The sequence below is a fragment of the Serratia sp. NA_112.1 genome (assembly GCF_052691715.1).
This window is the reverse complement of sequence record NZ_JBQZFO010000005.1, coordinates 98,127-118,542: the sequence shown is the minus strand read 5'-3', so window position 1 is coordinate 118,542 and position 20,416 is coordinate 98,127. Positions and strand designations below refer to the sequence as shown.

General features: G+C 53.4%; 11 protein-coding genes and 1 pseudogene. 9 read left to right on the top strand and 3 right to left on the bottom strand.

The window, feature by feature from the left end:
- Positions 1 to 619 precede the first annotated feature (619 nt).
- Positions 620 to 1,126 carry a hypothetical protein gene (locus ACUTQ5_RS12820; RefSeq protein WP_445651557.1) on the top strand — a complete coding sequence of 169 codons (507 nt, stop codon included), beginning with the start codon at positions 620 to 622 and terminating at the stop codon, positions 1,124 to 1,126.
- A gap of 77 nt (positions 1,127 to 1,203) precedes the next feature.
- On the opposite strand, the gene ACUTQ5_RS12815 is transcribed toward ACUTQ5_RS12820, so the two are convergent.
- On the bottom strand, positions 1,204 to 3,078 hold the full coding sequence (locus ACUTQ5_RS12815; protein WP_445651556.1) for a PAS domain S-box protein: 1,875 nt from the start codon (positions 3,076 to 3,078) through the stop codon (positions 1,204 to 1,206).
- A 610-nt stretch (positions 3,079 to 3,688) separates the two neighbouring features.
- Between ACUTQ5_RS12815 and ACUTQ5_RS12810 the strand changes: the two genes are divergently transcribed.
- On the top strand, positions 3,689 to 5,080 hold the full coding sequence (locus tag ACUTQ5_RS12810; protein WP_445651684.1) for a diaminobutyrate--2-oxoglutarate transaminase: 1,392 nt from the start codon (positions 3,689 to 3,691) through the stop codon (positions 5,078 to 5,080).
- 5 nt (positions 5,081 to 5,085) lie between these two features.
- Positions 5,086 to 6,558, top strand: coding sequence for a pyridoxal phosphate-dependent decarboxylase family protein (locus ACUTQ5_RS12805; protein WP_445651555.1), 1,473 nt, complete (start codon positions 5,086 to 5,088; stop codon positions 6,556 to 6,558).
- A gap of 113 nt (positions 6,559 to 6,671) precedes the next feature.
- Here ACUTQ5_RS12805 and ACUTQ5_RS12800 read toward each other — a convergent pair.
- Positions 6,672 to 6,764 (bottom strand): annotated as a pseudogene (locus ACUTQ5_RS12800) (phenazine biosynthesis protein PhzF family); the annotation flags it as partial.
- A gap of 91 nt (positions 6,765 to 6,855) precedes the next feature.
- Here ACUTQ5_RS12800 and ACUTQ5_RS12795 point away from each other — a divergent pair.
- The 5 genes from ACUTQ5_RS12795 (at position 6,856) to ACUTQ5_RS12775 (ending at position 16,693) form a co-directional block, all read left to right on the top strand.
- A complete protein-coding gene (locus ACUTQ5_RS12795) occupies positions 6,856 to 7,788 on the top strand; it encodes a LysR family transcriptional regulator (RefSeq protein WP_445651554.1) in 933 nt (310 codons plus the stop codon).
- A 356-nt stretch (positions 7,789 to 8,144) separates the two neighbouring features.
- Positions 8,145 to 10,580 carry a glucose/quinate/shikimate family membrane-bound PQQ-dependent dehydrogenase gene (locus ACUTQ5_RS12790; RefSeq protein WP_445651553.1) on the top strand — a complete coding sequence of 812 codons (2,436 nt, stop codon included), beginning with the start codon at positions 8,145 to 8,147 and terminating at the stop codon, positions 10,578 to 10,580.
- 281 nt (positions 10,581 to 10,861) lie between these two features.
- The gene (locus tag ACUTQ5_RS12785) at positions 10,862 to 12,955 is read left to right on the top strand and encodes a bifunctional diguanylate cyclase/phosphodiesterase (protein ID WP_445651552.1); all 2,094 of its coding nucleotides are present in this window, start codon (positions 10,862 to 10,864) and stop codon (positions 12,953 to 12,955) included.
- Between the two features lie 60 nt (positions 12,956 to 13,015).
- Positions 13,016 to 15,550: a heavy metal translocating P-type ATPase gene (locus tag ACUTQ5_RS12780; protein WP_445651551.1), complete on the top strand. Its 2,535-nt coding sequence runs from the start codon at positions 13,016 to 13,018 to the stop codon at positions 15,548 to 15,550.
- Positions 15,551 to 15,766: 216 nt separating this feature from the next.
- Positions 15,767 to 16,693 carry an ABC transporter substrate-binding protein gene (locus tag ACUTQ5_RS12775; protein ID WP_445651550.1) on the top strand — a complete coding sequence of 309 codons (927 nt, stop codon included), beginning with the start codon at positions 15,767 to 15,769 and terminating at the stop codon, positions 16,691 to 16,693.
- Between the two features lie 44 nt (positions 16,694 to 16,737).
- Here the strand turns inward: ACUTQ5_RS12775 and ACUTQ5_RS12770 are convergent, their stop codons facing one another.
- Positions 16,738 to 18,534, bottom strand: a complete 1,797-nt coding sequence (locus ACUTQ5_RS12770; RefSeq protein ID WP_445651549.1) for a sigma-54-dependent Fis family transcriptional regulator — start codon at positions 18,532 to 18,534, stop codon at positions 16,738 to 16,740.
- Between the two features lie 280 nt (positions 18,535 to 18,814).
- Here ACUTQ5_RS12770 and exaC point away from each other — a divergent pair, with 280 nt between their 5' ends.
- Complete coding sequence (gene exaC, locus ACUTQ5_RS12765) at positions 18,815 to 20,335, top strand: acetaldehyde dehydrogenase ExaC (RefSeq protein WP_445651548.1); 1,521 nt, start codon at positions 18,815 to 18,817, stop codon at positions 20,333 to 20,335.
- The last annotated feature ends 81 nt before the right edge of the window (positions 20,336 to 20,416 follow it).

The window sequence follows — 20,416 nt, the reverse complement described above, 5'->3', positions numbered from 1 at the left end:
CTAGTAATCGGTGATTAGTTGGATCAAGTATCACAATTCCCTAACGGCCTGTGGGCCTGTTAATAAATATATAGGACGTATGCCTCATACGCAAAAACTCACTTGTTTGAAGCGCTGGCGCACCAAAGTGGGCCTTGTCCGCACTCAGTGACATTGTCACTAAAAGGCGAGTAATAGCACTTCATTCGTTATTAAATTCTTTCAGTTAATATTATAACCCAGGATATTAATCAACCTGCTCAGAATGTTATCTTTATCAACCAATAACAATGAGTTATTTAAATAACGGAAAATTACCATAGAAATAATTAAGAAAAAACGACATATCATTGCAATTCAGACTATGTTTATTAATGTTGTAACTCGCCCGTGACCAAATAAATTTCAAATCAATTGCTATTTTATTTGGTCATTATGTCATTGTTGTCGGCGCAGCCCACCTGGAGCCACGCACGGACGTTAAGGGATGGGTAGTTCTGAAAAATAACGGGGGTGATTTTTATGGTTCCAACTGTCAAATAGCCGTCAGTATTCCAGATTAGAATCGCATTTTCACACTGCTCGTCACCACCGAACTTCAGGTAATATTCAATCATGACTTATTAATACAGGTGATATTATGTCCATTGATAAAAAACAGATGACCAATGCCATTAATGCAGCTTTAGCTGAACTTCACTCCGCAATAAGAATTGACAATTTAAATTCAGATAAAACCACCGATGGTTCAATTGGTTGCACTCAATTCGCCGGTGCCGTTTATGAAAAGGCAGGAGGAAAAGACACGGATAAAAGTTACAGAATCAAAGTCGATAACCTGAACGGAAATGAATTGAAAAAATACAAAAACGGCGATCTGGTTAATATATTGCTCAACTATGAAAACTGGGATTACACTCATGCATGCTGCATTTACTTCTCTTCAGATACCTCTTATGTTATTCAGACCTATCTTAATCACACCGTACGCATCGTCACTTCATTTGAACACGCTGTTTTAAATCAACGTTGGCATCAATACGCAGAGACAAAAGGCGGCAATGCCGAAGTCTTTAATTCACTGTTTTCAGTAAAGCCACTGAACCTGCCCAATGTGGTCGAGGTTATTATCACTGAATTGCTTTGACGACGGCTTGGCACATTCACTCCTTTTAACGGCAGCCCAGCTATCCTTGGTTGGGCTGACACCAGCGAAAGCTCTGATTACCGGATGTTATAGGTCCCTTTCCCTGCGGATTTGGCCCGATACATGGCATCGTCCGCTTTGGTCAGCAGGGCCTCAGCGGTAATATCGCCGCCAGAAGTAATGGCTGCACCGATACTGGCAGAGAGACTCACTTTTTGATTGCCGACCCGTTCCAATGCCGCCAGCTTGACCAATACGCTCTCGCAAAACGCGCTGACCTGCAGCTGCGGATGCGCCAAAGGCCAGAGGATAACCGTAAACTCATCACCGGCGAGGCGTGAAACGCTGTGATGAGGCCCGGCACAGGCATTGAGCAATTCTGCAAAGGTTTTCAGGATAAGATCGCCGAAATCATGGCCAAAGCTGTCGTTAAGCATTTTGAAACCATCAAGGTCGATAAACAACAACGCCATCTGCTGCTGTGGGCAACAAGCCTGCAGCGTTGCTCCCAGCCGAAGCAGGAAAGCCCGCCGATTGGTTAGCCCGGTCAGCATGTCATGAGAGACGTCGTACTCTAACTGCCGCTGCAAACGTTTAAGTTCGGTAATATCCATGGAAAGAATATAGAAGCCCTGGGTTTCACTGGGTACCAGGGTGGTATGGATGATCGCTGTCCCTTGGCGCGTTTGGAGTTCACTCTCAAAACTGACCGTCTCCCCACTCAGCGCCCGTGTAATCATTGGCTTGGCCATTTCATAGGCACTATCACCCATAAATGCCTGCACGCTCATTCCCTTGAGACGTTCTTCATCCAGACCAAACCAGGTTTTATAGGCGCTGTTGGCAAACAGATACCGCTCATTGGCGTCAATCTGACTGATCAGCGCTGGCATATTATCGGTAATGGCCCGCAGACGTTCTTTTTCATTGCTCAGTTGCAGCTCGGTGAGCGCCCGATTGGCAATTTCCTGATTGAGTTTATTGACGGCAGAATTCAATTCACGGGTCCTTGTCACTACCCTGTCTTCCAGCTCATGTTGCAGTGCATAGAGGTCAGCTTCTGCCGCTTTGCGCTCGCTGATATCGACAATGACCGAGATAAAATGATGAGGCTCTCCATTCGGCATACGATTGAGCGACACCGTCAGTTGAACCCATATTGTTGAACCATCAGCGCGGATATAGCGCTTTTCCATCGAATAGGTGTCTATCTCATTGGCCAATAACTGTTGCAACATTCCTAGGTCGTTGTGCAGATCTTCACGATAGGTGATGTCCTGGAAGGTACGCTCCAACAGTGCCCGCTCAGAGTACTGCAACATTTCACAGATCCGCGGATTCACCCGAAGCCAATACCCTTCCAGCGAGACCAGAGCCATGCCCACTGCCGCCTGTGCAAAGGTCTGCTCAAACAGGGCTTCGGTACGTTGCAGGTTTGATTTCAGACTTTCGGTATAGATATCACGTTCAATACTGTGCAGATACTCTTCGATAACGGCGGCAAAATCGCGTAAATCATGCACCATATCAGAAGATAACGCCTGTGGGTGACCATCGATAATGCATAAGGTGCCCAACGGCAGGCCGTCCAGTGACAACAAGGGGTGCCCGGCATAGAAACCAATTTTTGGCCCGCCAGTGACCAGGGGGTTGTCAAAGAAACGCGGGTCAACCGCAGTATCCGGCACGACCAACGTGTCACACTGCAAAATGGCGTGACCGCAAAAGGAAATATTGCGAGGTGTTTCCCGTACATCCAGACCCGAGCGAGAAAGGAACCATTGGCGCTCACGGTCGATTAACGAAATCAGGGCAATACTGACGCCAAAATATTTGGCGGCCAGGCGCGTGACCCGGTCTAATTTCTCTACTGAATTCGTGTCCAGTATGTTTAGTGAATGCAGAACCGATAGCCGTTCGGTTTCATTTTCTGGAAAACAGGGTTCGTACATAGGTTACTCCGGCTTATCTTTGCTGGGCGATGCTGATTCACAACCTGCATGGCTAGCCGTTACCCTTAATGGCTTAACACCGCACCGTAAATGACTTATTTCATTCAGCTTAGACGGTTCTGCTGGTTTTACTGGCCCTTGGGAGGAATTAATCATGCCAACTAAACATCAATAAAACCTTCGATACTTAACTTCAACAACCATAGACCCTGCTCTAGCTCCGGTTATACCAGCCTAAATGCGCTTAATTTCTAAGCAGCGATTTATTTATAATAAGTTGTTGCTTAAAAAACGTTCAGGCGTCAACCCGGCGACAATCACAAAATTGTCAGCAAAATAAATGCATTGGGCTAGTACCCCTACTTTAATTGAGGGAGCTTTACGTGCCTGGTCAACTCCCCTGTCGCGGCCATACGGCGGCATTATTGACCAATAAACCAGCAATTTATTGTTTTTAATAGAAAAAACATTAAATTTCATGCAGCCAAATAACTATTGAGCCGGGGGGTAAAAAGCCATATATTGGGCGCGTTTTTTCACGGTAGTTACTTATTCATTTTAATAATTCAACTAGGGCGTTACTGATACCCCCAGTTGTAGGAGAGATATGATGACGGATAAAGTCCGTATTGATAATTTCGGTGTGAGTTTAGAAAATGTAAACAATGAAACATATTTGGCGAGACAAGCCGAATTTGAATCGAATGTCAGGAGTTACCCCCGTAAATTGCCATTGGCAATTGCGAAAGCCCAAGGTGTGTGGATCACCGATGTTGAGAATAATCAATATCTTGATTGCCTGGCGGGTGCGGGTACGCTGGCTCTGGGTCATAACCATCCTGATATCCTCCAAAGCATCCAAAATGTCATTACCAGCGGCTTGCCGTTACATACCCTCGATCTTACAACACCGTTGAAAGATCAGTTCTCAGCTTATTTGCTCTCTTTATTGCCAGGACAAGGCCAGGAATACTGCCTGCAGTTCTGTGGCCCTTCGGGCGCAGACGCGGTTGAAGCCGCTCTGAAACTGGCGAAAAAGCACACCGGTCGTTCTGGCGTGATCAGCTTCTCCGGCGGATATCATGGCATGACCCATGGCGCGCTGGCGGTCACAGGCAACCTGTCACCGAAAGAAGCGATTAACGGCATGATGCCGGAAGTTCAGTTTATGCCTTACCCGCATGAGTACCGCTGCCCGCTGGGTATCGGTGGCGAAGCCGGCGTTAAAGCACTGACCTACTATTTTGAAAACCTGATTAACGACGTCGAAAGCGGCGTGCGCAAACCTGCGGCAGTCATCCTGGAAGCGGTTCAGGGTGAAGGCGGCGTCAACCCGGCTCCGGTCGAATGGTTGCAGCGCATTCGCAAAGTCACACAGGAACACGGCATTTTGCTGATTATCGATGAAGTTCAGGCCGGCTTTGCCCGTACGGGTAAACTGTTCGCCTTCGAACACGCCGGTATTGAGCCGGACATCATCGTGATGTCCAAAGCGGTCGGTGGCGGCTTGCCACTGGCGGTATTGGGCATCAAGAAAGAATTTGACGCCTGGGAACCAGGTCATCATACCGGCACCTTCCGCGGTAACCAGCTGGCGATGGCCACCGGTCTGACCACCCTGCAGCACCTTAAAGATAACAATGTGGCCGGTAAGGTCGCTGCACAAGGCGAGTGGCTGAAAGCCAAGCTGGCCGAGCTGCAAAAACGTTATCCGGCCATTGGCCACGTGCGCGGCCTGGGCCTGATGATTGGTATGGAAATCGTTAAACCGGACGAAGCTCAGGATCATATGGGGTGTTACCCGGCAGATCCTCAATTGTCTGCCCTACTGCAGAAGAAATGTTTCGAAGCCGGGTTGATCCTGGAGCGTGGCGGTCGTAACGGCAACGTGTTGCGTCTGCTGCCTTCGCTGTTGATCACCAACGACGAACTGGGCATTTTCCTGGATAAATTTGAACAGGCCCTGTTAGCCGCCGGCGTCAAGCCTGTAGGTATGGAGTGAATTCGATGTCCCGGTTAAACCCGATTCTGGCCGCTTCGGCGCAAAGCACCGAAGCCTACCAGCAAGCGATCGAGCAAAGTAGCCAGGCAGTAGTACAGTGGCTGCAACAACCCGAGATGTATCAGGGGAAAACCGTTGCCGAACTGCGTGAACGCATTACGCTTGATTTTAATCCTCAGGGCCTGGGCAACCAGGCGGCGATCGAACGCGCGATTGAGTACTTTTTAAAGGACAGCCTGTCGGTGCATCACCCACAGTGCGTCGCGCATTTGCATTGCCCAAGCCTGGTGATTAGCCAAGCCGCGGAAGTGCTGATCAACGCCACCAACCAGAGCATGGACTCCTGGGATCAAAGCCCGTCTGCCACCATCATCGAGATGAAGCTGATCGAGTGGTTGCGTACCCAGGTCGGCTATCAGCCAGGCGATGCAGGCGTATTCACCAGCGGCGGTACCCAAAGCAATCTGATGGGGCTGATGCTGGCTCGCGATGCCTTCTTCGCCAAACAGGGCCACTCTGTGCAGCAGGATGGACTGGTCGGTAACCTGCGCAAGATTAAAGTTTTGTGTTCTGAAAATGCCCATTTCTCGGTGCAAAAGAACATGGCGCTGCTTGGTCTGGGTTATCAATCCGTTACGCTGGTGAAAACCGATCAATTCGCACGGATGGATGTAAACGACCTGGCCGAAAAGCTGGCGCAAGCCAAGGCCAATGGCGAACAGATCCTGGCGATTGTTGCCACCGCAGGCACCACCGATGCCGGTGCTATCGACCCGCTACGTGCGATTGCGCAGTTGGCGGCAGAACACCAGATCTGGGTGCATGTTGATGCGGCCTGGGGCGGCGCGTTGTTGCTTTCCGAGAAGTACCGTGACTATCTGGACGGTATTGAATTAGTGGATTCCATTACCCTGGACTTCCATAAACAATTCTTCCAGACCATCAGTTGCGGTGCCTTCCTGTTGAAAGAAGCCCGCCACTATGAGCTGATGCGCTATCAGGCGGCCTACCTGAACTCCGAATTTGACGAAGCTCAGGGCGTGCCTAACCTGGTGTCCAAATCCTTGCAGACCACCCGCCGTTTTGACGCGTTAAAACTGTGGATGGGGCTGGAGGCATTAGGGCAACAGCAATACGCCGCGATCATCGATCACGGGGTGACGCTGGCACAACAGGTTGCCCACTATATCGGCGACCAACCGGCGCTGGAACTGGTGATGCAGCCTCAGTTGGCCAGCGTGCTGTTCCGCTACCGTCCGCAGTCATTAGCCGCTAGCGGCGATGCCGCCGTGGCGTTGCTGAACCAGCAAATTGGTGACGCATTGCTGGGATCCGGCCGTGCCAACGTCGGGGTAACCGAGTTTAATGGCGTAACCTGCCTGAAGATGACGTTGTTAAACCCAACGGTCAGCCTGGACGATATCAAAGTTCTGCTGGCACTGGTGGAAAAAACCGCGCAGCAGCTGCCTGCCGTCTAATCCCCCCTGACCGGCAGCGAAAAGCCGATAACCTTTACGGGTTATCGGCTTTTTATTTATTGATGAATACCCACTGTGAGATCAATGATGCCTATCAGTGAATTATTCTACGCCTAAATGTTCAACCAGCCATTAATCAGCGTGCAACTTTGCCCGCCAATCCATGGCTCATCGTAAATAAAATGAACGCTAAACCGGCCTTGCCGGCGAAAGATTGCGGAATTGCGGAAAGCGCAGCATTTGCACTTATAACATGCAGCAAACGCCTGCTTTCATTGATAGCTCAGGATGCCCGACATGACAGACCCCGATCTCAATTTACTGATTGCTCTCGATGCCCTGCTTACCCTGGGCAGCGTGGCGGGTGCTGCCCGCCGACTTAAGCTAAGTGCTTCTGCGATGAGCCGCACGCTTAGTCGCCTGCGAGCGGTCACCGGCGATCCCTTATTGGTGCGTGCCGGCCGCAATATGGTGTTGACACCCTATGCCGTAGAGATACGCGAGCGAACGCAAAACGCCGTGTTCGAAGCCCGCGCGGTACTTCGTCCTGCGGTATCGGATCTGAGTTTACCCAGCCTGGAACGAACCTTTACCCTGCGCGCCAACGAAGGTTTTGTCGAAGCCTTTGGCGCTGTGCTGATCGCGGCGGCGGCACAGGAAGCCCCTTTGGTGCGCCTGTGTTTTGCCCCCAAGCCAGAGAAAAGTTCCACCCATTTGCGCGAAGGTCTGGTCGATCTTGAGATTGGCGTGCTGGGGGTAATGGGGCCGGAAATTCGCTTGCAGGCCCTGTTCCGTGACCGATTTGTCGCGGTAGTCCGCAAAGGCCATCCGTTTGAACAACAGCCGGAGATTACTGCCCGACAATATGCCGCCTGGGGTCATGTGGTTGCCTCACGCCGTGGGCTATTAACCGGGCCGGTAGACCAGGCGCTGGCCGACCTGGGACTGGAACGCAAAGTCGCCGCAGTGGTACCGAGTTTTCCCGCCGCGCTGGCAGTGGCGCAGGCCTCTGATTTGGTGGCATTGGTCCCGGCCTCTTTCCTGCTCAATCACCCGGTGGGCTGTGACGCTACCGCTACACTCTTTGCTTTTGAGCTGCCGGTTAAAACTCAGGGCATAACCGTCTCGCAAATGTGGCATCCACGTTTGGAAGCTGACGCGGCTCATCGCTGGCTGCGCCAGTTAGTCTTGCGCGTGGTTAAACAGCGTTTTGAAATTCGGGAGTTTTAAGAAGGCGATCTCGGGGTCATTAATACCGGAGGGAACGTTGAGCTTATTGACTAACAATGGGCAATGGAGAAATAGGTTATTAAATCTACCCCTGGATTTTTACCCCTTCACTTTAAAGGGTTTCGGATCGGGGTAGCGTCCACTATGCAGTGCAGGTAAAACGATGACGCCCAATCAATCGAAACACATTACCGCCAAAAAGCAACATATCCTTAACTTGCTAACGAATCAAATGGTACAATGTGATTATTCCGTCGTTTGATCCTCGCTTTGCAACTCCGTTTTGATCGGGAGGACGCTGATCGTGGTCATCGAGGTAAACATGAAGAAAAACATTATCCTGGAGTCTATCAGCCATGCCTGAATCAAATACCCGTCCGGGTATAAAAATTAAACTATGGTGTTGTTTATTGGGAATAATCCTTACTCTGGTCGGCTTATTCTTTACCATTGCCGGTGGCAAACTGGCCTCGTTAGGGGGCAGCAGCTACTTCCTGATTGCCGGTATCGTCACCCTGCTTTGTGCGGTGCAATTCTTCCGCCGTAAATCTTCAGCGGTGGCGCTGTTCCTGCTGGTGTTTATCGGCACGCTGATTTGGTCGGTGTACGATGCCGGTTTCGATTTCTGGCCACTGGTTTCACGCTTAATGGTCCCTGCCGGTTTGACGCTACTGGCCTTGCTCAGTTGGCCGACACTGCGTAAATCGGAAGGCAAGGCACCGCTGGCGAAATTGTCCTACCTGCTCAGCGCGGTACTGGCGGTGTGCATGGTTGGTACCTTTGTGCAGATGTTCCAGCCACACCCTACCGTCGCTTTCAGCGGAAAACCCTTACCGTTGATCCCGGTAGATAAAGCCAAACAGCAAAAAGACTGGGACAACTACGGCAACACCCCAGGTGGCAGCCGCTTCGTGGCCCTGGACCAAATTACCCGCGACAATGTGAAAGAGCTGAAAGTCGCCTGGACCTTCCATACCGGCGATACCCCACTAAGCCCGGACGGCAATGGTGCAGAAGATCAACAAACGCCTCTGCAAGTCGGTAGCCGCGTCTTCCTGTGTACGCCGCATAATAATGTCATCGCCGTCGATGCCGACAACGGTAAAGAAATTTGGAAGCGTGAGATCAACGCGAAATCTCAGGTCTGGAACCGTTGTCGCGGTCTGGCCTACTTTGATGTCACCAAGCCAATACCGGCACCGACGGTGCCGGGTTCAACCCCAGCCATCCCTGCTACTCTGGCGGCCGGTGACAATTGCCAACGCCGTATTCTGATGAACACCATCGATGCGCGCCTGGTGGCGATCAACGCCGATAACGGCGAGTTCTGTCAGAACTTTGGCCATCAGGGTGTGGTTGATCTTAAGGCCGGTCTGGGGGATGCTGCAGATCCCAAATACCAACTGACCTCTGCCCCTACACTGGCCGGTACCACTATCGTGGTCGGCGGCCGCGTAGCCGACAACGTGCAAACCGATATGCCTGGTGGCGTACTGCGTGGTTTCGACGTGATCACAGGTGAAATGCGCTGGGCGTTTGACCCGGGTAATCAAGATCCAAATTCAGCTTTGAAACCGGGGCAGACCTTCGTGCGCAGCACGCCGAACTCCTGGGCGCCAATGTCCTACGATCCGGCAATGAATACCGTGTTCCTGCCAATGGGCAGCTCTTCGGTTGACCTGTGGGGCGCTAATCGCAACGCACTGGATCACAAATACGGTGCCTCTATCCTGGCGCTGGATGCCACCAGCGGTAAAGAAAAATGGGTTTATCAGACCGTTCATAACGACCTGTGGGACTTCGATCTGCCCATGCAGCCGAGCCTGATCGATTTCCCAATGAAGGATGGCACCAGCAAACCGGCGCTGGTGATTGGTGCCAAAACCGGGCAGCTCTTCGTGTTGGATCGCCATACCGGTAAACCCTTGACCGAAGTTAAAGAGCTGCCGGTGAAAACCCGCACCATCCCTGGCGAGCAATACTCGGACACTCAACCCTTCTCTGTCGGCATGCCGCAGATCGGCAATCAGAAACTCACCGAATCCGACATGTGGGGGGCAACGCCGTTCGATCAACTGATGTGTCGTATCAGCTTTAAATCGATGCGTTATGACGGGCTGTTCACCGCCCCAGACACCGATATCTCGCTCAGCTTCCCCGGTTCGCTGGGTGGCATGAACTGGGGTGGTCTGTCGACCGATCCCAACAACCACTATATCTTTGCCAATGATATGCGTCTGGGCCTGTGGGTACAGATGATCCCGCAGAAAACCGATGCAAACGCGCCAGCCAGCAACGGCGGTGAGTCGGTCAACGCCGGGATGGGGGCCGTGCCGCTGAAAGGAACCCCTTACGGCGTGAACAAGAACCGCTTTATGTCACCGCTGGGCATTCCATGCCAGAAACCGCCTTTCGGCACCCTGTCCGCTATCGATCTGAAAACGCAGAAAGTAGTGTGGCAAGTCCCGGCTGGTACGGTGCAGGATACCGGGCCATTCGGCATCAAAATGCGCGCACCAATGCCGGTGGGCATGCCAACGCTGGGCGGCACGCTAGCCACTCAGGGCGGCCTGGTGTTCATTGCGGGCACTCAGGATTACTACCTGCGAGCATTTGATTCTTCCACCGGCGAAGAAGTCTGGAAAGCACGTTTGCCTGTCGGCAGCGGCGGCACGCCAATGAGCTATGTTTCGCCGGTCACCGGCAAACAATACGTTGTGATCTCCGCCGGTGGCGCACGCCAGTCGCCAGACCGCGGCGACTACGTCATCGCTTATGCGCTTGATAAATAAATCCTCCCATAAGTTATCATTACACCAGCCCCCGCTAAATCACGGGGGCTTTTTTATATCCGCCGATATAACGGTTTTAATGATATTTAACAGTGAGAACACTCGGAGAAAATTGGATGAGTTAAAAACATAAATACGAGAGTATTCCTAATGTGTTACTCAGGATTATATCTCATTCTTTCTGGTGGTTTTTTATTGCACAGGCCAGGCTACATAATGATTTCCGCTGGCAAAAAATATTTTTGACGTGGATGCCGAGCGGTTTTCAGAGGAAATGACAAATGAGTGTTTTACCCGAGCGCAGTGATGGTAATCATCCTGTTGATATGGCTAATGAAATATTTGACGGCTTGCCGAATCTCATTGGCGTAGGTAATAGCCTCGGGGGACATTTCAATAGGTTATGGTGTGAATATACCGGCCTTGCTTCATTTGATAACCAGGACGCCTGCTGGTTGAAAGTGCTGCATCCGGATGACTATGCGCACATCGATTCGTTGTGGCAACAGTCGGTAACCTCCATCACCTCGTTCGTTTATCAGGCCCGTCTGCGCCATTGCAGTGGTGAGTATCGTTGGTTTTTACTGTCGTTCGGCGTTAGAAAAGCCCCAAAATCCTCACAGAATCATTGGTTTCTCAGCTGTACCGATATCCATCAGCAAATGCTGGAAAAACAAATCATTGCCGAAAAGCTGGCGGCGCAGAAAAACATGCTTGATGCCAGCGTCGACTGTATCAAAGTGATTAATAATGACGGCTCATTGCTGCATATGAACAAAGCGGGCAGCATCGCTTTGGGCGTAGATGAGAACCGGCAGCAGTTTGGCATGCCCTGGTTGAGTCTGTTACAGCCCGAAGTTCGCCAGCGTGGCAAAAAAGCGCTACGTAAGGTGTTAAGCGGGAGAAATGCCAGATTCGCCGGCCTTAGCGCCACCCCGGATGGCAGATTGCAGCATTGGGATAATATCCTCACTCCGGTGATCGACAAGGACTCCCGGATACAAAATATATTGTGCGTTTCGCGCGATGTCACCTCTCAACGGATAGCTGAAAAACGCTTACTGATCGCCAGTGAATATGACGAACTGACCGGTCTGCCCAACCGGCGGTTATTCAAGAAAAGATTAAAACAGGAAATGAAACGCTCGCTGGCCAATAATAAATCGCTTGGGCTGATTTTGCTGGATCTCGACCACTTTAAGCTGGTGAACGACACCCAGGGGCATGATGCCGGCGATCATCTGTTGCGTGTACTAGCCCGGCGACTCAAGACTGATTTAAACCCTAACTCATTCGTCTCCCGATTGGGTGGCGATGAGTTTGCCGTAGTGATCAGCGATGTAGAAAACGAGCAGGATATTTTCAAAATCGCTAATAACTTTCTGCTGCAGCTTGAAACACCGGTCACCTATGGCGGTAAAGCGCTTCATTGTGGCATGAGTATTGGCGGAGCCCTCTACCCGCAGGATGCCCGTGACGCGTCAGAATTGATGAAATGTGCCGATACCGCCCTGTACGAACTCAAAGACGGTGGCCGTGGCGGCGTTTATATGTTTAATCCGCAGATGATGGATAAAGCCAGGGAACGTGCGACACAGCTTAATCACGCCCGTCAGATTGTGCGTCACAACCAGATCCGCCCCAGCTATCAGCCCAAGGTCAATCTGGCAACCGGTACCCTTGTCGGCTTTGAGGCCCTGCTGCGCTGGTGTTGCCCGCAAAACAGCATCCAGACGCCGGATAGCGTCTGCGAAGCGTTTAACGACTACGAATTGGCAACCAAAATCGGCGAAGCCATGCAGATGAAGGTGTTTGCCGATATCTCGGCCTGGCTTGCTTCTGGCGCCGAAGTTTTGCCAGTGTCACTGAATGCTTCCCCTATCGAATTTTTACGCGATAGCTACGCCGAAACATTCCTGCAGCGCTTGCAGATGTTTAACATCCCTCACCATCTGATTGAGCTGGAAGTGACCGAGCACGCCTTCAATAAGCACGGTTCGAAGTATGTGCTGCGGGCTTTGCAAATGCTCAAGGAAATGGGGATCCGAATTGCGCTAGATGATTTTGGTACCGGGCACTCTTCCTTAACCCACCTGATGAACTACCCACTGGACTGCATAAAACTCGATCGCGACTTTATCCGCCGCATGAACAACGAAGCAGCTATTTTGGGCATTGTCGAAAGTATGGGTATTCTGGGGCAAAAGTTATCCATCGATATCATTGCCGAAGGGATTGAAACCGAACAGCAGCGGCAAACGCTGCGCAACTCCGGATATCATTTGGGCCAGGGTTTTCTTTTTAGCCAGGCCGTTGAGGCGCCCCTTGCGCTCAGTATGTTGTTAAAGAACCCCTCCTCCAAAATAACCGCTTGACCTTCCCGTGGTGGGAAGCTTTAAGCTTTCCACCAACAGACAGCATAAAGGGACAGCTCAATGACTTCCGTTTCTCTCAAACCCGACTCCACCCCGACAATGTCTCAGGTCACCCGACTGAGCCTGCCGGTCGATGGCATGACCTGCGCTTCGTGCGTAGGCCGTGTCGAACGTGCGCTGAAGACCGTACCCGGTGTGGATAGCGCTTCGGTCAATCTGGCCACCGAACGCGCCGATCTCACCTTCAGCGGCGCGGCTGACCCGCAGGCGGCGGTTCGCGCCATTGAGAACGCCGGATATAACGTGCGTGAAGAGACCACCGAGCTGGCAATAGAAGAAATGACCTGTGCGTCCTGCGTCGGCCGGGTAGAAAAAGCACTGAACCAAATACCCGGCGTGCTTGAGGCCAATGTCAATCTGGCGACCGAGCGTGCGCGGGTGCGTCACCTCGCCGGTGTCGTCTCTATTACAGACCTTGAGGCCGTAGTTGAAAAAGCAGGCTACCGACCACGCCGCCTGTCCACCGCCACTGCCAGCACAGAAGATCAGGATACCGAGCGACGTGAGCATGAGGCCCGTGGATTACGGCGCTCGTTACTTATTGCCGCCATCCTCACCTTGCCGGTGTTCATTCTCGAGATGGGGTCGCACCTGATCCCCGCCATGCATCACTGGGTGCTAGGCGTGCTGGGTGAACAAACCAGCTGGTATTTGCAATTTGTTCTCACCACCCTGGTGCTGTTTGGGCCGGGGCTGCGTTTCTTCCGCAAAGGGATCCCGGCGCTGTTGCGTGGCGCTCCCGACATGAACTCGCTGGTGTCGGTCGGCACGGTGGCGGCGTACGGCTATTCGGTGGTGACGACTTTTATTCCCGAGGTGCTGCCGCAGGGGACCGCCAACGTCTATTATGAAGCTGCTGCGGTCATCGTTACCCTGATCCTGCTTGGCCGGACTTTAGAGGCTCGCGCCAAGGGGCGGACCTCACAGGCCATCAAGCGGCTGGTCGGCCTGCAGGCCAAGACAGCCCGCGTCGAGCGTAATGGCGAAACCATCGAAATCCCGCTCGATCAGGTAACCCTCGGTGACATCGTGCTGGTTCGTCCTGGCGAAAAGGTGCCGGTTGACGGCGAAGTCGTCGAAGGAACCTCTTACGTAGACGAGAGCATGATCACCGGTGAACCGGTGCCGGTACAAAAAAGCATGGGCGCCGCTGTTGTCGGTGGCACCATCAACAAAACCGGGGCTTTCAGTTTCCGCGTTACCAAAATCGGTGCCAATACGGTGCTCGCGCAGATTATTCGTCTGGTCGAGGAGGCTCAGGGTTCCAAACTGCCGATCCAGGCGCTGGTTGACAAGGTCACCATGTGGTTCGTGCCGGCAGTAATGGCCGCCGCCGCGCTGACCTTCCTGGTTTGGCTGGTGTTTGGCCCGTCCCCGGCCCTGACCTTTGCGCTGATTAATGCGGTGGCGGTGTTGATTATCGCCTGTCCTTGCGCCATGGGATTGGCTACGCCAACCTCCATTATGGTCGGGACTGGCCGCGCCGCCGAACTTGGCGTGTTGTTCCGCAAGGGTGAAGCCCTGCAGGCACTGCGCGATGTCAGTGTTATTGCCCTCGACAAGACAGGTACCCTGACCAAAGGTCGTCCTGAACTGACCGATCTGGTGCCCGCCGAAGGCTTTGAATACGAGGAGGTTCTGGCTCTGGTGGCGGCGGTGGAAACTCGCTCCGAACACCCGATCGCCGAAGCGATTGTGGCGGCAGCCAGGCAGCAGAACATGACGCTCGCCGCGATAGAAAGCTTTGATGCCACACCGGGCTTCGGCGTCTCTGCCAGCGTCGCTGGGCGCACCGTCGCAGTCGGTGCAGACCGCTTTATGACCCAGCTCGGCCTTGACGTTAGCAGCTTCCAACAGTCCGCTAAGCGTCTGGGTGAACAGGGTAAAAGCCCACTTTATGCGGCCATCGACGGCCGTCTGGCGGCGGTGATAGCGGTCGCTGACCCGATCAAGGAAAGTACGCCAGAAGCAATCAAGGCGCTGCATGCGCTTGGCCTTAAGGTGGCGATGATCACCGGCGACAACACGGCTACCGCTGCGGCGATCGCCAAACAGCTGGGAATTGATGAAGTCGCCGCCGAGGTTCTGCCCGACGGCAAGGTCGCAGCGCTGAAGAAATTTCGCAGCGGCGGTGCCCGGGTGGCCTTTGTGGGCGATGGTATCAACGATGCACCGGCACTCGCCGAAGCCGACGTTGGCCTGGCCATCGGCACCGGAACCGATGTGGCCATTGAGGCCGCTGACGTGGTGCTCATGTCGGGCGACCTGCGCGGCGTCCCCAATGCCATTGCGCTCAGCCAGGCGACCATCCGTAACATCAAGCAGAACCTGTTCTGGGCCTTCGCCTACAACGTGGTGCTGATCCCGGTAGCGGCCGGCGCGCTCTACCCGCTGAACGGCACATTACTTTCACCGATCTTCGCCGCCGCGGCGATGGCGCTCTCCAGCGTCTTCGTGCTCGGCAACGCACTACGGCTCAAAGGCTTTCAGGCCCCGATGGCGGTTGAAGAAAAGATAAGCGCTGACACTCAGTAATCCCCCCTAACCGACCGCCCGGCAATGCTGCCGGCGGTCGGTTTTTTTATTGCAGCATTATTTCCTCTTCAAACACTCAATGACCAGCCCCCGCCAAGCCATCCTGCAACCTGACATTTCTAAAATTGGTTAGCCAATTTTGTTCGTTCACAGATTTAGCGGCATAAAGGATAGTGAGTCGACCGCCCCAACCACCTAATAATGCAGGTAATAATAATGATGTATAGCGCAAAACTCACCGTAGCGGTGGCACTCCTTAGTCTTTCTGCCCTGTCCCATGCCGCATCGGGCATTGACCTGGTTGCCAACGAAACGCCGATCCATACGCAAAAAAGCCCTGAAGCGGCGGCCAGGATCCCGGCCGGGTTTAAATTTGTCGAACCAGGCACGCTAACCGTGGCCGTATCGATACTGGGCAGTGGCCCACCGTTTGGGCTATACGCCCGTGATAATAAAACGGTGATTGGCAGTGAGTCGGATATTGCCCGCTTGGTGGCCGATGGCCTGGGGCTGAAACTCAAGCTGGTACCCACCTCGTGGGAAGACTGGCCCCTGGGGGTCACGTCAGGTAAATACGACGCGGCGATTTATAATATTACCGTCACCCAGGAGCGTAAAACCAAGTTTGACTTCGCCACTTATCGCCAGGATACGCTGGGGTTCTACGTCAAAACCGGCAGCAAAATCACCTCGATAAAATCGGCCCCGGATATTGCCGGCAAGAAGATTATCGTCGATTCCGGCACCAATCAGGAAGCCGTGTTGCTGGCCTGGGATAAAGAGAATCAGGCCAAAGGGCTACCTGCCCTACAACCGATCTACGTGACCGACAAGGCGGCCGCCACACTGGCCATTCAGTCCGGCCGGGCTGACGCAACCTTTGGACCGAACGTCTCTGGGGCTTATCAGGCAAAATTGAACGGTAAAACTACCTTGGTCGGCATTGTGCCGGGCGGCTGGCCACGCAGCGCCAACATTGCCGTTACGGTGAAAAAAGGCAATGGTCTGGTGGATGCGGTGCAGGCTTCGCTCAATAGCGCTATCGCCAATGGCAGCTACCTGAAGGTGTTGGATCGTTGGGCAGAAAGCGACGAGAAAATCGAACATTCTGAAATTAACCCACTGGGATTAGGCGACAAATAACACTCCGTCCAAGGCCCCTTAAATGGGCCTTGGCTTTTGGGCAGTCATTGTACTGTCCGCCCCCGGCTTTTCTCTATTTTGCGATAAAGCGTACTGCGTGAAACCCCCAGCCGTTTCGCCGCCAGGCTGATATTGCCATTAGCGTGACGGATAGCGTCCAGCATCTCCTGCGGCGCAGCGCGGGAGCCAGGGGCGGTCGATAAGACGCCAAACTGTTCGGGCAATGCGTCAGGCGTAATCAGCTCGCCATCATCCGCCAGGGCCAACAGCACCTTCAGCGTGCTCAACAACTGCCGAACGTTGCCGGGCCACGGATAGCGAGCCAGTGCCGCGACGGTCTCCGGCGCCAGCCGGAGACTCCTAGACTCGGCACCCAATTCACGCCACAGATTAAGGATAAAACCATCGACATGCGCTCGCTGACGAAGCGGTAAAATGCGCAGATTAAACTCCTGGATCCGATACATCAAATCCTCACGGAACGCCCCCGCAGCCACCTGCTGCGCCAAATCCTGATGGGTGGCGCAGATCAACGAAAAGTCGACGGCATAGCTGATACGGCTGCCGAGCGGCGTGACCGTTTTTTCCTGTAGCACCCTCAGCAGCCGGGTCTGTAAACTCAATGGCATATCACCGATTTCATCCAGGAACAATACGCCGCCATCGGCCTCTCTGATCTTGCCGAGGTACCCTTTGGGGTTGGCGCCGGTAAAAGCGCCGGGTGCATAGCCAAAAAGCTCGGATTCGATCAGGTTCTCGGGCAAGGCAGCACAGTTGATCGCCACGAAATTACCCTGCCGCCGGTGACTTTCCTCAAACAATCGCTGGCTAAAGTACTCTTTGCCGCAGCCGGTTTCCCCGCTAATGCACAGCGCTAGCCCAGCATTTAAAATACGTAATGCTTTTTGTCTGTCCGCACCGTCACGATCAATGGGAGACAGCAGCGGCCGGAACGTCTGCGAATGCAGTTTAGGCATCTGCAACTGCGAATAATAATGGCGATTATTAACTGCCAGCGTTTGACGTGGCGCGTTCAGCGTTTGCCGCTGCATTTCCGGGAACAGGCTGGCAAAATCCAGAGTGCCAAAACAGGCTGCGGTAAGATTGAACTCTTGCATTGCCAGCCGGTTGGCGGCGGTGAGGATCTCATCACGAAACACCAGTAGCAGCTCATGGGCGCTGCCGAGCATTCGCGCATCGCTGTGCAGGCGCAGCGTCCAGTGTTGAGCGGTGACGCACCCCATTACCCACTGATGCTCTATGTGCCTGACAGCCTGCAAAATCAGAGATCGTGCGTTATCAAAAGGGCGTTGCGCCGGCGTAGAAATGTCCAGCACGCCGGCAATCAGGCCGTCTGGCCGATAAATTGGCGCTGCCGCGCAGTAAAGCCCGGTGTTCTGATTAAGAAAATGCTCGTCGCCATTGACCTCGCACAAAGCACCGAGCGCCAGCGCGGTACCTATTGCGTTAGTGCCACGCTCCTGCTCGCCCCATAAATTGCCCGGTGCCAACGAGATACGCGACGCCTTACGCAAAAAATGGCTATTGCCGCAGGTTTCCAGCACCAGCCCCTTGGCATCAGAGATCACCACTATTGAGGGTTGTCGGTTAATTTCGCCGCCCAGACGCTCGATCAGCGGCTGCGCCAACTGTGCCACCCAGCCATTTTGCCCACGCACTTCATTAAGCAAAGTCGGCCGGATAAAAGGAACCAAATCATCGGCCCGGTTAAGGCCATAACCTTGGCTGCGTAGCCAGGATTCTGACAGTGGGCTGGATGCAGACTGGTTATCGCGCTCAGAGGCAAACCCGGCTTGGGTGGTCTGGTCTTTATGCAACATCCCCAACTCCCGCCAATAAAGTGTTGCATTTTTGTATCATGAATGTGTCGCATGCGTTGCGACATGGAACACAAAAAATAATAGAAATGGAGAGTAAGTCCTCGGTTTTATTGCTACTGAAAGCGTTTTTTAATATTCAACCTACTGATATGAATCATTTTTTGTTTTTACGCTTCGGTCATCGCCGCAATGTGGCACAGGCAATGCTTAGGATTACGATGATGGCGTCACTCAGTCAGGCGTCAACCCTACACAGTCTGTTCCCATAAGAGGTGTTTACATGAAATACGTTCATCCCGGTTTACCTGGCTCGCTGCTTTCATTCAAGCAACGTTATGGCAATTACATTGACGGTAAATTTGTCGCCCCCGTTTCAGGCAACTATTTCACCGACACCTCCCCGATAACCGGCCAGATGGTGGCCGAGTTTCCACGCTCCGACGCGAAAGACATCGAGCTGGCATTGGACGCCGCCCATGCCGCGGCCGAAACCTGGGGCAAGGCCAGCGTGCAGGAGCGCTCCAGCGTGTTACTGGCTATTGCTGACCGTATGGAGTCAAAGCTGGAGTTACTGGCGCTGACCGAAAGCTGGGACAACGGGAAGCCGATCCGCGAAACGCTGAACGCGGATATCCCACTGGCGATTGACCACTTCCGCTACTTTGCCGGTTGTCTGCGTGCGCAGGAAGGCACCGCCGCAGAGATCGACCAAAACACCGTCGCCTACCATATTTACGAACCGCTGGGCGTGGTTGGGCAGATTATCCCCTGGAACTTCCCGCTGCTGATGGCGGCCTGGAAACTGGCCCCGGCGCTGGCAGCCGGTAACTGCGTGGTGCTCAAACCGGCGGAACAGACTCCGCTCAGCATCTGTGTGTTACTGGAAATGATTGGTGACCTGTTGCCACCAGGGGTACTCAATGTGGTTCAGGGCTTTGGTAAAGAAGCCGGTGAGGCACTGGCGACCAGCAAGCGCATCGATAAAATTGCCTTTACCGGCTCCACCCCGGTAGGCCGACATATCCTCGCCTGTGCAGCGGAAAATATCATTCCCAGTACCGTCGAGCTAGGTGGCAAGTCACCGAATATCTTCTTTGAAGACATCATGCAGGCCGAACCGGAGTTTATCGACAAGGCGGTTGAAGGCCTGATCCTCGGCTTCTTCAACCAAGGGGAAGTCTGTACCTGCCCTTCACGCGCCCTGATCCAGGAATCTATCTACCCACAATTTATGGAGAAAGTGCTGGCGCGCATCACCACCATTCGCCAGGGCGACCCCTTCGATACCGACACCATGATCGGCGCGCAGGCCTCTCAGCAGCAGTTCGACAAGATCCTGTCTTATATCGAGATCGCCAAGAACGAAGGTGGGAAAATTATCGCCGGCGGCGAGCGTGCCAGCCATCAGCAGACGTTGCAGAGCGGTTTCTATCTCCAGCCCACGCTGATCACCGGTAATAACAGCATGCGTTTCTTCCGTGAAGAGATCTTCGGGCCAGTGATTGGCGTCACCACCTTCAAAGACGAAGCTGAAGCACTGGCATTGGCCAACGACAGTGAGTTCGGGCTGGGTGCCGGTCTGTGGACACGCGACGTCAACCGCGCTTACCGCATGGGCCGCACCATCAAGGCCGGACGGGTGTGGACCAACTGTTACCATCTCTACCCGGCGCATGCCGCCTTCGGCGGTTATAAAAACTCCGGCGTCGGCCGCGAAACCCACAAGGTGGCGCTATCGCATTATCAGCAGGTGAAAAACCTGTTGGTCAGCTACGATGCCAAACCGCTCGGGCTGTTCTGATTTGTTGTTGTGACAGGAAGGCCTGTTATCAATTAATGCCGGTCACTTAAGGTGATCGGCATTGGCCCAAAAGTGGCCTTA

Bases quoted from the DNA above. Each gene is read 5' to 3' on its own strand.
- ACUTQ5_RS12790 (WP_445651553.1), top strand. From the start codon at position 8,145: ATGCCTGAATCAAATACCCGTCCGGGTATAAAAATTAAACTATGGTGT.
- ACUTQ5_RS12795 (WP_445651554.1), top strand. From the start codon at position 6,856: ATGACAGACCCCGATCTCAATTTACTGATTGCTCTCGATGCCCTGCTT.
- ACUTQ5_RS12805 (WP_445651555.1), top strand. From the start codon at position 5,086: ATGTCCCGGTTAAACCCGATTCTGGCCGCTTCGGCGCAAAGCACCGAA.
- ACUTQ5_RS12770 (WP_445651549.1), bottom strand. From the start codon at position 18,534: ATGTTGCATAAAGACCAGACCACCCAAGCCGGGTTTGCCTCTGAGCGC.
- ACUTQ5_RS12780 (WP_445651551.1), top strand. From the start codon at position 13,016: ATGACTTCCGTTTCTCTCAAACCCGACTCCACCCCGACAATGTCTCAG.
- ACUTQ5_RS12820 (WP_445651557.1), top strand. From the start codon at position 620: ATGTCCATTGATAAAAAACAGATGACCAATGCCATTAATGCAGCTTTA.
- ACUTQ5_RS12775 (WP_445651550.1), top strand. From the start codon at position 15,767: ATGATGTATAGCGCAAAACTCACCGTAGCGGTGGCACTCCTTAGTCTT.
- ACUTQ5_RS12815 (WP_445651556.1), bottom strand. From the start codon at position 3,078: ATGTACGAACCCTGTTTTCCAGAAAATGAAACCGAACGGCTATCGGTT.
- ACUTQ5_RS12810 (WP_445651684.1), top strand. From the start codon at position 3,689: ATGACGGATAAAGTCCGTATTGATAATTTCGGTGTGAGTTTAGAAAAT.
- ACUTQ5_RS12785 (WP_445651552.1), top strand. From the start codon at position 10,862: ATGAGTGTTTTACCCGAGCGCAGTGATGGTAATCATCCTGTTGATATG.
- exaC (WP_445651548.1), top strand. From the start codon at position 18,815: ATGAAATACGTTCATCCCGGTTTACCTGGCTCGCTGCTTTCATTCAAG.